Source organism: Bacillus changyiensis, from assembly GCF_027706145.1.
Lineage (GTDB): Bacteria > Bacillota > Bacilli > Bacillales > Bacillaceae > Bacillus > Bacillus changyiensis.
On sequence record NZ_JAQFWW010000001.1, the window covers coordinates 184,482 to 198,862 of the forward strand.

The 14,381-nt window shown below is 39.6% G+C and carries 14 protein-coding genes; 11 read left to right on the top strand and 3 right to left on the bottom strand.

The window, feature by feature from the left end; genetic code table 11:
- The first annotated feature begins 203 nt into the window (after positions 1–203).
- From PDT38_RS01015 to PDT38_RS01045, 7 genes are all read left to right on the top strand, one after another.
- Positions 204–653: a hypothetical protein gene (locus PDT38_RS01015; RefSeq protein ID WP_270798354.1), complete on the top strand. Its 450-nt coding sequence runs from the start codon at positions 204–206 to the stop codon at positions 651–653.
- Between the two features lie 160 nt (positions 654–813).
- The gene (locus tag PDT38_RS01020) at positions 814–1,803 is read left to right on the top strand and encodes an MBL fold metallo-hydrolase (protein WP_394356207.1); all 990 of its coding nucleotides are present in this window, start codon (positions 814–816) and stop codon (positions 1,801–1,803) included.
- 9 nt (positions 1,804–1,812) lie between these two features.
- Positions 1,813–2,595 (top strand): SDR family NAD(P)-dependent oxidoreductase, encoded by a 783-nt coding sequence (locus PDT38_RS01025; protein WP_270798356.1) that lies wholly within the window; start codon positions 1,813–1,815, stop codon positions 2,593–2,595.
- A gap of 26 nt (positions 2,596–2,621) precedes the next feature.
- Complete coding sequence (locus tag PDT38_RS01030) at positions 2,622–3,314, top strand: thioesterase II family protein (RefSeq protein ID WP_270798357.1); 693 nt, start codon at positions 2,622–2,624, stop codon at positions 3,312–3,314.
- A gap of 178 nt (positions 3,315–3,492) precedes the next feature.
- Positions 3,493–3,708, top strand: a complete 216-nt coding sequence (locus PDT38_RS01035) for a GrpB family protein (RefSeq protein WP_270798358.1) — start codon at positions 3,493–3,495, stop codon at positions 3,706–3,708.
- Between the two features lie 114 nt (positions 3,709–3,822).
- A complete protein-coding gene (coaA, locus tag PDT38_RS01040) occupies positions 3,823–4,782 on the top strand; it encodes a type I pantothenate kinase (RefSeq protein WP_270798360.1) in 960 nt (319 codons plus the stop codon).
- A 19-nt stretch (positions 4,783–4,801) separates the two neighbouring features.
- Positions 4,802–5,134, top strand: coding sequence for a VOC family protein (locus PDT38_RS01045; RefSeq protein WP_270800081.1), 333 nt, complete (start codon positions 4,802–4,804; stop codon positions 5,132–5,134).
- Between the two features lie 191 nt (positions 5,135–5,325).
- Here the strand turns inward: PDT38_RS01045 and PDT38_RS01050 are convergent, their stop codons facing one another.
- The gene (locus PDT38_RS01050; RefSeq protein ID WP_270798362.1) at positions 5,326–6,561 is read right to left on the bottom strand and encodes an MDR family MFS transporter; all 1,236 of its coding nucleotides are present in this window, start codon (positions 6,559–6,561) and stop codon (positions 5,326–5,328) included.
- 218 nt (positions 6,562–6,779) lie between these two features.
- Between PDT38_RS01050 and pulA the strand changes: the two genes are divergently transcribed.
- A complete protein-coding gene (pulA, locus tag PDT38_RS01055) occupies positions 6,780–9,668 on the top strand; it encodes a type I pullulanase (protein ID WP_317134945.1) in 2,889 nt (962 codons plus the stop codon).
- Between the two features lie 10 nt (positions 9,669–9,678).
- Here the strand turns inward: pulA and PDT38_RS01060 are convergent, their stop codons facing one another.
- Entirely contained in the window at positions 9,679–9,888 is a 210-nt protein-coding gene (locus PDT38_RS01060) for a YqzH family protein (RefSeq protein ID WP_270798363.1), read from the bottom strand.
- 202 nt (positions 9,889–10,090) lie between these two features.
- Here PDT38_RS01060 and PDT38_RS01065 point away from each other — a divergent pair, with 202 nt between their 5' ends.
- From PDT38_RS01065 to PDT38_RS01075, 3 genes are all read left to right on the top strand, one after another.
- Complete coding sequence (locus PDT38_RS01065; protein ID WP_270798365.1) at positions 10,091–11,356, top strand: Y-family DNA polymerase; 1,266 nt, start codon at positions 10,091–10,093, stop codon at positions 11,354–11,356.
- 17 nt (positions 11,357–11,373) lie between these two features.
- On the top strand, positions 11,374–11,754 hold the full coding sequence (locus PDT38_RS01070; RefSeq protein ID WP_270798366.1) for a YolD-like family protein: 381 nt from the start codon (positions 11,374–11,376) through the stop codon (positions 11,752–11,754).
- A 178-nt stretch (positions 11,755–11,932) separates the two neighbouring features.
- Positions 11,933–12,568 carry a FusB/FusC family EF-G-binding protein gene (locus PDT38_RS01075; RefSeq protein WP_270798369.1) on the top strand — a complete coding sequence of 212 codons (636 nt, stop codon included), beginning with the start codon at positions 11,933–11,935 and terminating at the stop codon, positions 12,566–12,568.
- 459 nt (positions 12,569–13,027) lie between these two features.
- Here the strand turns inward: PDT38_RS01075 and PDT38_RS01080 are convergent, their stop codons facing one another.
- Positions 13,028–14,371, bottom strand: coding sequence for an MATE family efflux transporter (locus PDT38_RS01080; protein ID WP_270798370.1), 1,344 nt, complete (start codon positions 14,369–14,371; stop codon positions 13,028–13,030).
- Positions 14,372–14,381 lie beyond the last annotated feature (10 nt).

The window sequence follows — 14,381 nt, forward strand, 5'->3', positions numbered from 1 at the left end:
TATTAAATCTCATTATGCTACGGGAGACTAATAAAAGTCAATATCATTCGTTCGTTTAACGGATGAACATGGAACGAACGGAAAATTACATTTATCAATTGAACTGGGTTAATAACTACTCATTTTATTTGATCTTTTACAATAAATGACGTACGATTTCTACATTAATAGTGACAATTTTTGTATCTTTTGTGTACTTAATCGTGAGAGCCGCCGGACTCTACATAGTAAGCGGAATAAACCTTGATTTAACTGTTATGATGATCGTTTCATTACTGATTCCATTTTTTATTTCTCAACTATTAAAACGAAAGTTTCCTTACTTGTTACTAATTGTTTTCGCTCCAATTGTTATATATATATGGTGGAATAGTGTTGATGTTGTAGAGGCTATATCAAACGAAAATGGAAAGTATCTTGTTCGTGAAAAACAACCGCCTTTCTGTTGTGATAAAGATTTGGAACGTCAATCAACCTATGTTATTTATAAAAAGGTAAGTCATTGTTTCTACAAAAAGGATATCGAATTCAATTCAGTGCCCTCACTATTTATGGATAGGTATGGTTCAGAAAAGCCGTCAGTAAAACAAATTGAAGATTACATAACAAAAATTCAACTACCTTACAGTATCCCATTAAAGTCAGACAGATAATGGAGTTTTTTCAAGGCTAGTCTGCGTAATGATATGTTTAATGTTTGCACCATTAAGATCGTTTAACTATCGCACGCACTTTCAATGATCTTATGATAGATTGTGGGGCTTTGAACAAGAGGCTCTTAGGTGGAAATGGCGCGGGAGAAAAAGGTAAAATATGATCAACATCATTTTTCATCAAAAGGAGAAAAAAATGTTCAAACATGAAAAGATCATTCCTATTTCAATACCGACACCATTTGCCATTGGCGATGTCAACATTTACTTAGTGAAAGGAGAGGCACTGACTTTAATAGATGTCGGTCCAAAAACAGAAGCAGCCTCCGCTATGTTAAAGAACAGTCTTGCTGAGCATCGGCTGACTTTAGCCGATATTGATCAAGTTGTATTGACACACCATCACGCTGACCATGTTGGATTATTGGACGAATTTCCTAATAGTGTCAAGATCATTGGGCATATGTATAATGAACCATATATCAGTCAGAACCCAGACTTTATTGAAAAACAATCTGCTTTTTTTACATATTTATTTGGGCAGATTGGAGTACCTCACCATATGATATCAAGTCGTACAGTAGAGCGGTCTTACCGGCTTTCTTGTCGACGTTCTTTAACGCAAACAGTTAAGGAAAATAATCAGATTGACGGCCTTGAAGGATGGACTGTGCTTGAAACACCTGGACATGCTACATCTCATATTGTTCTTTATCACGAGAAAAGTGAAAGGATGATCGGTGGAGATTTGCTGTTAAAAACATCTTCATCAAATCCTTTGTTAGAAGTGCCCCAACAAGGGGAAAAGCGTCCTTTGCCACTTTTGGATTATCTTGCGTCAATCAACCGTCTTTCAGAGCTACCTCTTAAGATCATTTTTCCAGGTCATGGCGTACAGATTACGGGTATTCAAGAACTCATCACAAGACGGCTAGAAAAACAGCAAAACAGAGCTGAAGAGGTCTATAGCATACTTTCGGAAAAACCTCATACTGCATTTGCCATCTGTCAGAAGCTATTTCCAACGGTCTACGAAAAAGAATTGTTTTTGACTATGTCTGAAACAGTCGGTCAACTCGATTATTTGCAAGCGTGTAACCGCATCATCAGTGAAGAAATCAATGGAATTTATTATTATCATTCAAGGTAGGGATAGAATATGGCCAAAAGACTACAACATAAAAAAATCTTGATTACTGGAGCTTCTGGTGGATTAGGTGAACGAATCGCTTATTTTTCTGCCAAAGAAGGAGCAGATGTTATTCTCACAGGGCGTAGAAAAGACCGATTAGAAGCAGTCAAACAAAAAATTTTGGCTGAATGTCATGTGGAATGTCGCATCATTGTTTTTGATATGAGTCAGACAGAAGAAATTGATACGGTTTTTCAAACAGTTGGCCCGGTTGATATCCTTGTGAACAATGCTGGTTTTGGCCTTTTTGAACTAGCGCTTGAAACGTCTATAGAAGATATGAAATCGATGTTTGAAGTAAACGTCTTTGGTCTGATCACCTGGACGAGAGCAGTATTGCCGGATATGATAGCGAAAAAGAGCGGGCATATCATTAATATCGCTTCACAAGCTGGTAAAATCTCGACACCGAAGTCAAGCCTTTACGCAGCGACAAAACATGCGGTTCTCGGCTATTCAAACAGTCTAAGAATGGAGCTTGTCGAAACAGGTGTAAAGGTAACGACTGTTAACCCCGGCCCGATTAAAACCGATTTTTTCAAATTGGCTGATCAAAATGGTGAATATGTGAAAAGTGTCGGTAAATGGATGCTCGATCCTGATCAAGTCGCTCAGAAGATTGTTTCGATCATGATGACAAATAAACGCGAAATCAACCTTCCTGCCTGGATGAACGGGGTTAGTAAACTTTATCAAGTGTTTCCTTCATTAGTTGAAAGAATTGGACGAAGTGCTTTTTATAAAAAATAACAAGATTTATGAGGTGAATCAGACCAATGATTATGTTTTGCCTTCCATATGCAGGGGGATCTGAAGCCATATTTTATCCATGGAAAAATCATTTAGATTCCAATATTGAGATTTATCCAATCAAGCTAAAAGGAAGAGGGGCAAGATATCATGAAGCATTCTATGAAAACTTAGAAGAAGCGGTTCAAGATATTTTTGAACAAGTCCAGAGCAACATGAAAAACATGGACTATGCTATTTTTGGCCACAGTATGGGCAGCCTTTTAGCATATGAGCTGTATTATAAAATCTGTGAAGCCAATCTGAAAAAACCGTTGCATATCTTTTTTTCTGGCTTTAAGGCCCCTCATCGAATAAAAAGGAAAGAAATACTGCATACTTTGCCAGATCCTCTCTTTAAGAAAAAAATAAAAGATCTTGGCGGAACACCAGAAGAACTGATTAATCATGAAGAGCTGTTTGCACTGTTTCTACCAGTGTTGAAAAGCGATTTTAAAATGGTTGAAACATATTTATATAATGAAAGAGATATCAAAATTGACTGTGATATTACCATTTTAAACGGAATAGACGATGAGATGGATTCAAACGATATTCTCGAATGGAAAAGTCATACTATTGGCCGTTTTGAATATTACGATTTTCCAGGGAATCATTTTTATATCCACCCTCAACAAGAACATGTACTCCATATGATCAAGCAAATACTGAGGGGCTAAAAGCAGCCCCTATTTTCTATACTATCTACTAAAATGTAAACGAAAACGGGTGAAACGATGGATGACATTCAGGTGATCATCGTTAGTTAGAATCTCATGAAAAATGGAATTTTATCAAAAATAGGCGAGAAAACCCCCATCTTCAAGGAATGTGAAGCGAAGCCCAATGAGTAAGTGAATGATTCAGCTCGGTTATGAACCTCTTGGCGAAGCGGGGATTCCAGGAAGGCGGTATGACCGGAAAGGCGGGAATCATCGGACCCATCATGTCCATATGTTTCAATTTGATCATCATGAAGAGATTGATCGACATATCGCGGTTAAGGATTATTTGCGAGCACATCCTGAGCTAGCTGAAAAATACCGATGTTTAAAAGCACGACTTGCAAAGTAGTTTCCTTATGATGTCGAAGCTTACATAGATGGAAAAGATAAGTTTGTTAAACAGCTTGAACAAGCTGCTCTTCATTGGAAATCCAATGACTAGATCAGAGGGAAGGTGTGGCATATGAAGAACCAGGAGATCAATTTGCAAACGTTATATACTCATCATACTCGTGTTACCTGGGCGAGATTAAGCGGGCAGCTATCAGTTGCGATAACAGAAGAGGAAACCAAACAGTTTGAAGGTTTAAATGATGATCTGTCTCTGGAAGAGGTTGAAACGATTTACATTCCACTGGCACGGCTTCTTCATCTCTACAGGACTTTCCAATATCAGCGGAATCAAGAGGTAAACGGTTTTTTAAACCATTCTCAAACAACCAATATTCCGTTTATCATCGGGATAGCCGGAAGCGTAGCAGTCGGGAAAAGTACGACAGCCCGGATCCTTCAGGCCGTACTATCTCGCTTAGGGGAGCGGTTGAAAGTCAGTCTCATCACAACTGATGGCTTTCTGTATCCCAATGCAGTTCTTAAAGAAAAGCGGATGATGTCGAGAAAGGGGTTTCCTGAAAGTTATGATGTCAAGGCATTGCTTAAGTTTTTAAACGATTTAAAATCAGGTAAGGAAATGGTCAAAGCACCAGTCTATTCTCATTTAACGTATGACAGACTTGAAGGTGTTTATGAAACGATTGAGCAAGCTGATATTGTGTTGATTGAAGGTGTGAATGTCTTGCAAACACCAACGATTGAAGATGACCGGACAAAGCCGCGTGTTTTCGTCTCCGACTTTTTTGATTTTTCTATTTATGTAGATGCAGATGAAGAGTTGATCGTGAAATGGTATCTCGAGCGTTTCCGCATTCTCAGGAAGACGGCCTTTCAAGACCCGAGTTCATATTTCCATCAATTTAAAGATCTGACAGAGGCTGAAGCTGATGAGATGGCGAGATCTGTTTGGGAGACGGTGAATCGTCCGAACCTGTATGAAAATATTTTGCCTACTAAATTTCGTTCAGATTTAATTTTGAAAAAAGGAGCCGGCCACAAAGTTGAAGAGATTCTAGTCAGACGGGTATAAAGGGGGAGAAAAAACAGTGATTCACCATATTGAATTGTATGTTTCCGATTTAGACAGATCAAAGCGGTTTTGGGAATGGTTTCTCGGTGAACTTGGCTATCAGGTTTATCAGGATTGGAGAAACGGAATCAGTTGGAAAGCAAATGATGCTTACCTTGTCATAGTTCAGGCGGAAAAGAGGTTTTTGGAGGCGGGTTACCATCGCTGTCGGGTTGGTTTAAATCACATCGCTTTTCGTGCGTCATCAAGAGCGCAAGTCGATGACATCACAGAGCAACTCCGCAAACAAGGTTACAAGATTTTGTATGAAGACAGACACCCGTTTGCTGGCGGGAGTGAACATTATGCATGATATGCTGAAGATCCGGACCGTATCAAAGTTGAACTTGTAGCACCATGTTATTGAAACAACGGAGCTACCCGAAAATGATGATTCTTTATCAACATGGACGAAGGGGAATTGCGAGACCCCTACCCCTGCGGGAACAGCAAGCCAGACGAGATCCTGCAGGAGCTCGTGGAAGGCAAGCAATTTCCCCGATTTTATAATGTTTTTTCTGAATGGGTGATGACTTTTGCAGTTTCCGCTACTCTAATTTTATGGAAGGCTGTAAATAAGAAAGGCACTCCGCAAATGGTGATAAGAGCCAAGACTGAAAAGGTGATAAACGGTTTATCTACTCCAAAAGCATCCAGCAGCATTCCACCTATCCATGGACCGATGACATTTCCTAGCTGGTTGAAACCTATCGCTCCAAAGTAAGTCCCTTTTAGTTCAGGACGCGCAATTTGGTCAACCAATACATCCATCATCGAAAACAACAAAACTTCCCCGATTGTAAACAATACAACAATGATGATAATCGATAATAGATGATGGAAAAATGACAGGCTAAACAGACTGATACTGATTAAAATATCTCCTATAATCAATGATAAAAGGGGAGAAAACCGTTTGGCAATATGTACGATCGGATACTGAATAGTTAACACGACAACCGCATTTAATGTTAGTATGATCCCGAATAGTTTTGTCCCATCTTCAATGAAGGGACTTGCCGCCATGTACTGAGCAAGCGTTGAGGAGAAATGGGAATAGCCGAACACAAAAAGAGTTGTACCAATCAATGTAATCAAAAAGACGCGGTCTGATTTTGTCACTTTGAAGGCATCTTGCACTTGAATACACTTGTTGTTATCAGGCTTCGGGATGTCATGTTTTTTAAATTGAATCAAAAGCATGATCCCATACATAAGGTAAGTGATAGCTGCAATCAAAAATGGTAATGTCGTTTTTGAAGAACCAAGGTAGAGCCCTAACAGTGGACCAAAGACAACACCAAGATTGATCGCTGTATATCTGAGGTTGTACACAAAAAGTCGCGTCTCAGGTTTGGATACATCTGACAGCAGCGCTCTTGAAGTTGGTTCAAAAAGGGCCCGGCACAATCCGTTGAGGGCGTTCATCAAAAAGAAAGTCCAGACATGATCAGCAAGTGCAAAACCTACAAACACCAGTACCCAGACAAAAATCGACAGCTGCATCATCGCTTTCCGTCCAAATCGATCTGATAAGTATCCTCCATAAAAACTTGCTGCAAGCCCGATCAGCGAGCTTGTCGCAATTACAGCTCCCGCAAAAGCGGCAGAAGCGCCTTTGACCTGTGTTAAATAAATCGCTAAAAAAGGAATGCTCATTGTCGTTCCCATCCGCCCGAATACTGTTCCGATAATAATAGTCCAGCTAAGCGGATGTATATCTTTCCAGTTTGGTTTCATGATGGACTCTCCCGACCATGATATATTTACGATACTATCATACAGGAAACAACTGGTCATGAATAGACATTTTTTAATATAAGTAGATAAAGTTGGTTCTTTATATATTGACACAAAATAGTAAAAATTCCTTATGTTAACGCTTACAAATATAGTTATAGTGGAAGTTGTACACTGACTATTTTAAGGGAGGGTTTCGATTGAAATCTCGTTGTTTTATGGTGCTAACTGCTCTATTGTTATTAGAAAGCACGTTTTTTAGTCCGTTTATGCAATCGTTTGCAGCTTCTGAACCAGAGATGACAAAGGTTATCATCCATTATCAGCCTGCTGTAAACGATTCAAAGGAGTGGGGATTGTGGGTTTTTCCTGAAGGAGGAGAGGGGAAGGCTTACACGTTTACGGATGAAGATCATTTTGGAAAAGTAGCGGAAATTGAGTTACCTGGAAATTATGATAAAGTAGGCTTTATTGTCCGTACAGAGTCATGGGAAAAGGATGGAGGAGATCGTTTCATTCAAATTGTGAATGGGGAAGGAGAAGTATGGGTTAAAGGGGGAGATAAACAGACGTATACATCACCTCCTGATGGAGAATATCGTGATGTTCCGAAGTATGGGAAAGTCAATGTTACGATCAATTATCATCGCTACAATGGAGATTATCAAGGCTGGAACATTTGGACGTGGCCTGGAAAAGGAAACAAAGGAAAACAAGTTGAATTTACTGAAACAACTGATTTTGGCAAGCGAGCAACTTATACAATCAGCAACGAAAATGGTGACCTTTTTGAAAAAATCGGTTTTATCATCCGAAAATCGACCGCTAAAAATGAATGGGCAGAACGAGATGGAGGGGATCGTTTCATCACAAACATGAAGAAAGATGGCAGTGTAGAAATATGGATCGTTCAAGGAAAGCCCCAGGTTTATGATGAAGAAGGTGATGCAGACACGACTCGAAAAATTACAAAAGCGTCAATGGATACATTTCAACAAATTACATTAGAAACAAACGTACCGTTTGATTGCGAAAAAGACTTCCGACACATCAACATTGACGGGGTTCAAATTGCCAAAGTGATTCCCTATCAACAAAATGAAAGCGCTTTTACGAGTAAAGTTAAAGTCATCACGAAACAGCCTCTTGATGTGGCGAAAACGTACAAAGTAAAGAAAACAGGGTATGGGTCTGCTATAGTAGCTCACGGTCAGATCATCCGTACGAAAGAATTTGATCAAAAATTTTATTATAAAGGCCATGATTTAGGAAATACGTACAGTAAAGCAAAAACTAAGTTCCGTGTCTGGGCTCCGACAGCAAGCGAGGCGAAACTAGTTCTTTATCGATCATGGAATGGGCCGGCTACAAAAGAAATACCGATGAAAAGAAGTAAAAAAGGGACATGGAAAGCTGTATTAAAAGGGGATCATGATGAGCAAATTTACACGTATAAAGTGAAAATTGGAGATCAATGGAATGAAGCTGTTGATCCATATGTACGAGCAACAACGGTAAATGGACAGCGGGGGGTTGTCGTTGATTTAGCGAAAACAAATCCTCAAAGATGGACGAAACATAGGCCGAAGTTAAAAAATCCAGAAGATTCGATTATTTATGAGCTCCACGTTCGGGATTTATCCTCTCAAAAAGAAAGCGGTATTAAACATCAAGGGAAATTCCTAGGTGTAACAGAATGGAATACGAAAGGTCCAAAGGGGGTAAAAACAGGGTTAAGCCATATAAAAGATTTAGGTGTTACCCACATTCAATTTCTGCCTATCTATGATTACCGTACAGTTGATGAAACTAAACTAAATGAACCACAGTTTAACTGGGGATATGATCCACAAAACTATAATGTTCCAGAAGGGTCTTATTCTACAAATCCTTATGAACCGAAAACAAGAATTAAGGAGTTAAAACAAATGGTTCAAACCCTTCACGACCACCAACTTCGTATTGTCATGGATGTTGTCTATAACCATGTGTACGCAGTCAGTGAACACAGTTTTGATCAATTAGTGCCAGGCTACTTTTTCCGTTACAAAGAAGATGGAAGCTTATCAAACGGAACTGGTGTTGGAAATGATACGGCTTCTGAACGAAACATGGTTCGAAAGTTCATCGTTGATTCTGTAACGTATTGGGCAAAAGAGTACCATATCGACGGATTTCGCTTTGACCTGATGGGCATTCACGACACAAAGACGATGAATCAAGTAAGAAAAAAGCTGAATCACATTGACCGTTCCATTCTCATATTAGGAGAAGGCTGGGATTTAGCAACTGAGCTAGCACCAGAACAAAAAGCCAATCAGAAAAATGCCCAAGATATGAAACGGATTGCTCATTTTAATGACCGAATTCGAGATGGTCTCAAGGGAAGCGTATTTTTAGATGATGACAATGGATTTGTCAACGGAAAGCAGGGACAGGAAAAGCTGATCCAACAAAGCATCGCTGCTGGAATGAATTATGATCACTCGATTGCAACATATAAAGATCCGGATCAGGTCGTCACATATGTTGAAGCACATGATAATCATACACTGTGGGATAAACTTCAATTAACAAATCCGAATGATTCAGAACAAGTAAGAAAACAAATGCACAAGCTTGCTTCATCAATTGTTTTAACATCACAGGGAATTCAATTTATTCATGCGGGGCAAGAGTTTATGAGAACGAAAGGCGGTGATCATAACAGCTATCGATCGCCAGATTCAGTTAATCAATTAGATTGGAAGCGCCGAGCTACTTTCAGTCGTGAGGTGGACTATCTGAAAGGTCTGATTGCTCTTCGAAAAAAATATTCATCATTTCGAATGACAAATGCAAAAGCGATTCAGCGAAATCTACAATTTCTCGATGCGCCCGCTAATGTAGTAGCATATACTTTAAATGCAAAAGCAAATCGAGACAAAGCAAACGAAATTGTTGTGATTCACAACGCAAATAAGCAGTCTAAGGTGATTCCGTTACCTGTAAATGCAGCATGGAAACTGTTAGTCGATGGTCAACATGCCGGAACGAAAACCATAGGTAGTATAAAAGGAAGTCACATTAATGTTGCACCACTTTCAACATTTGTGTTAGTGAGGTAATGTGCTTCTATTATGAAAACAATCCTTGATTTGTAACATAATCATAGATCACATCTTCAATATGGGCATGCAGATCCTCGGCAGGCTCCTTGAGCCGCTTTTCTGTTAATGCCTGTTTCAGCAGTTGTTTTTCATGGGGAGTGATCGGATCGATTTCAACATGTCGACCGTATTGACGTAGAGTTTGTCCCAGCATTTTTTCAATTAGTTTCTCGTTCATTTGTTTGCTCCTTTTAGCTTAAAGAGACTACGTTCTGATTTAGGATATTATACCATGTCACCTTCTTTCAATAGAAGGTGTTTTTTAATCCTTTTAGGGAGATTTTCCATGGATAAATTTACACCTAGAAATCGAACGTATATTCGGAGTATAGTAATCATACACTAGTGAACGAACATCAGTTCTTTTTGTGGAGGAGAAGATGATAGATTACAGTCAATATCCGGTGCGGTCGATTTTATGTGTTGATATGCGGAGTTTTTATGCAAGCTGTGCTGCAGTTTTGCTTGGGCTTGATCCGATGACCTGTTTCTTGGCGGTTGTTGGGAATACAGAGCGGCAGGGAAGTATTGTTTTAGCCGCTTCTCCAGCTCTTAAAAAGGAATTTGGCATTCAGACGGGGACAAGGTTGTTTCAGCTTCCCGATGATCCGCGCATCCAGCTCGTTAATCCAAGGATGGCTGTCTTTATCCGTGTGTCAAAAGAGCTGACCCGGCTGTTTGGTCGTTATGTACCCCATCATGCCATTCATACGTACAGTGTTGATGAAAGCTTCATTCAAGTCGATGGTGTTGAAAATATGTGGGGGGATGCGCAAATCATTGCCGCCAACATTCAAGATGACATGGAAAGGGAGTTTGGCCTGCCTTGTACCGTTGGGATTGGTCCTAATATGTTGATGGCGAAGCTGTGTCTTGATATTGAAGCAAAAAAAGCAGACAGAGGGATTGCAGTTTGGAATTATCAAGATGTAAAGAAGAAACTTTGGCCATTATCCCCGCTCCGAAGAATGTGGGGGATCGGCTCTAGATTGGAAAGAACATTAAATCGGATGGGCATTTTTACAGTTGGTCAGTTGGCGCAATACGACCTCAAACGCCTTGAAAAAAAATTTGGTCTCATGGGAAACCAGCTTTATTACCACGCTTGGGGCATTGACCTATCAGCAATTGGAGCACCGATTATGGCGGGACAGATCAGCTATGGAAAAAGTCAGATTTTGCTTCGTGATTATCCGGATCCTGCTGAAGTGAAGGCTGTCATTCTTGAAATGTGTGAAGAAGTCGCCAAAAGGGCGCGGGATCATCATCATGCAGGACGGACCATCAGTCTGGGAATAGAATACAGTCGCGATGAACTTGGAGGGGGATTTCATCGTTCCAAAACAATGGAAAACCCTTCAAATGTCACATTAGATCTTTATCATACATGCCTTGCCTTGTTTGAACGCTTTTATGAAGGAAAAACGGTTCGGAAAATTTCCATCTCTCTATCAAATGTTCAGGATGATACGAATAGACAACTTGATCTTTTTCGACCAGACCAAGAAAAAAAGCGAACACTCGGGTATGTGATGGATAACATTAGAGACCGGTATGGCTCAACAGCACTATTGCACGCGGTTTCTTATACAAATGCCGGGACTGCTCGGCTACGTTCAAAACTTGTCGGCGGACATCAGGCATAGAAAGGAGGCAATGAAGGATGCTGAGAGACAGAGGCACAATCAAATGGGTGTCCATGATGTTGCCAGAACATGTGAAATTACTTAGAGAATATCAGGAAAGCCTTGATAAAGTGGAAAAACCAGTATTGGATGAACAAAAATATCAAGAATTTGATGAAGTGATTTGTGAAGCGATGGAAAACAACAGGCCGCTGCAATTTACTTATTTTCAGAAAGGTGAATTGAAAAAATTGATCGGGTGCATTCATTATGTTGATGTGTTGCAAAGGGAATTGCGAATCTTAAGTGACACGTCTGAAACTTTTATTTTAAAGTTAGATGATATGGTGGACATTGAATATGATTCAGACCTATTTTATAATGATCATAATGGTTCGGAGGTGATATGGCCATGGTAAATGATATTTATTTGCCAGGGATTGCAACGTCTCATGCAAAGCCTATGATCTTAGGCAGGCGATACTTTGCATGAGGTCAAGTTTTAAACGAATCGCCTAATGTATAGTATCGTTTCTGATCTCAATATGGCTTTGCACCTTATTTCAAAATCACAAAAATAAGGAGCTGGCAAAAAATATGGACGTTTTTATCAGAAACGATCAATATCAATTTATTAAATTTCAAACGCAAAGCCTTGTTCTCGGACATGCGAGTGTAAAGGACACAGCAGTTCTCGAGGCTTTAAAATCTAGTGCTTTAGCTAAAGTGTTGGATTTATTTCCTGACCTAACAAGCGAGCAGAGAGCTTTATTGAGCAGGATGGTTGACATAAAAGAAAGCGTGGAAGCTGAACAATTTTTGTCCCGATTGAAACTGTACGTCATTCCATTTCAACAAGTAACGGCAAAAACTGTCAAAAAACTGTTCTCAAAAGTGAAAAAATTAAAGATGCCGGCGCTTGACAATATCGAGTTGACTGAGTATTCCTATTTGGGCTGGAACGATATAGGCTCAGGGAGAAAATACATGATTGTGGATGTTGACGGAAAGTTGATGGGGATACATGGAACCATTAGACATAGTCATAAAAAAGGCATCTGTTCGCTATGTCATAAAATTGATGAAGTCGGATTATTCATGTCCAGGGTGAAAAGTGGCAAAGAAACCTACACAGACAGAGGCAACTACATTTGCTATGATAGTGAAAAATGCAACCAAAATATCAGTACTTTAGATCATTTGCATGATTTCATCAACCAATTAAAGAAATGATCATTTAAACGAGTCTGTCCAAAAAGTCAGTTTTTCTGACGTTTTGGCGGACTCTTTTTTCTATATATGAAAAGTGAGCAGAGGATCAAGACGTGAACTAGCTTGGAACAAATGGGCTAAAATATCAGTGAGGAGCCTAATATTGATACAATTTTAGAGTCTTCACTTTCAATACAACTGTACCGACATGAGTTAAAAAAAGTTCTTCGAATGTAAACAAGCTTCAATCATCAGGACGAATTAATTTACCAATTTATGTATCTTAAAAAGGTCAATATCATGATTGGCCTTGTAAGTTTTTGAACGTTTCTTGCTTTTTTTATTGAAAAAACCATGCAATATCCTTCAGTCCCTCGTATGAAAAAGCCACTTGTTTTTTTGAGACAGAACGGGAAAATATGATTTTGTGAATATTAAGGCTGTGGGTATTCCAAAGGGCCAGCTTTATCAGCCAGGTTCTTACTTAGCCGTGGACTTCACAATTCCATGTGCCAGCTCATGCCGTCCGAAAACCTGTTCAGTCAAGCGAGGCATAGCCAGCCATAAAAGCACGGAACGACTTAGACTAAATAAAATAAAGGACATCCATAACCCATGGTTTCCGAAAATGGGTACAAGGGTGAAAAAAGCAGCGAAAAAAACAAGAACAGCTAATATCATCGTATTTCTGACAGGAACGATTTCGGTTGCACCAGTAAAAATTCCATAAAGAATCAATCCGAAGCTAGCAGTCACAGGGAATAAGATCATCCACACATCATATATTTTTGCAGTTTCTAAGACAGTTTCAAGCGTTGTGAATAAAGGAATCATTTCCTCTTTGAAGAAAAAATAACAGACGGTCAGAATGGTTGAAGAAATAAATGACCACTGAATAGATAAAGAAAACGTTCGAGAATAAAGCGACTGATCCATTTTCCCAATGGCTTTTCCGGTAAAAATACTTGACGCATTGGCAAATCCGTCAAAGATGTAAGCCATGATAAAATGAATCTGAAGCAATATAGCGTTAGCGGCCAAAATGTCAGAACCAAAAGCGGCACCTTTTGCAGTAAACAAGTTGAAAACCGTCAGCAAGCATAATGTTCTGATCAATAAATCCCGGTTAACCGCTATTATTTTTTTAAATGGCTTAGGGTGAAATAACAGTTTGAGAGACGGAAGTTTTACTACCATAGCAGCATTTGTTTTCACAAGCCAGCAGCCGATTAAACAGCCATATACTTCAGAAATCACGGTAGCTGCTGCGATTCCGAATACTTCCATATGCATCACTTGAACAAAAAAGATATCAAGCACAATATTTAATATGTTCATCGAAACTTGTAGAAACAAAGTCATTTTGATCAGAGACATCCCCATCAACCACCCAAGAATGCAATAGCTGACTAAAGCGAAAGGCGCACCCCAAATTCGTACGGAAAAATATTGGGATGCAAATTCTGCCGTATGCTGATCAGGCTGAATCAGCATAAGTGAAAAATCTTCAAACGGTTTTTGCAGTGTGATGAATAATATGCCAGCAAACAGTGCGATACAAATAGGTCGGGCTAGTGCCAAAACGCTCTCCATTTTGTTTTGTGCGCCAAGTGATTGAGCGGCAAACCCCGATGTACTGACACGCAAAAAACCAAACAGCCAATACATCGTATTAAAAATCATCGTTCCCACTGCAACCCCGCTCATGTAAGCAGAGGAAGAAAGCTGTCCAGCGACCGCTGTATCAACCGCTCCCAATAAAGGTGTCGTAATCGTTGAAATGATCAGCGGAACAGCAAGCGCAAGATAGTGTTTGTGAGTCATTAAAAACCCC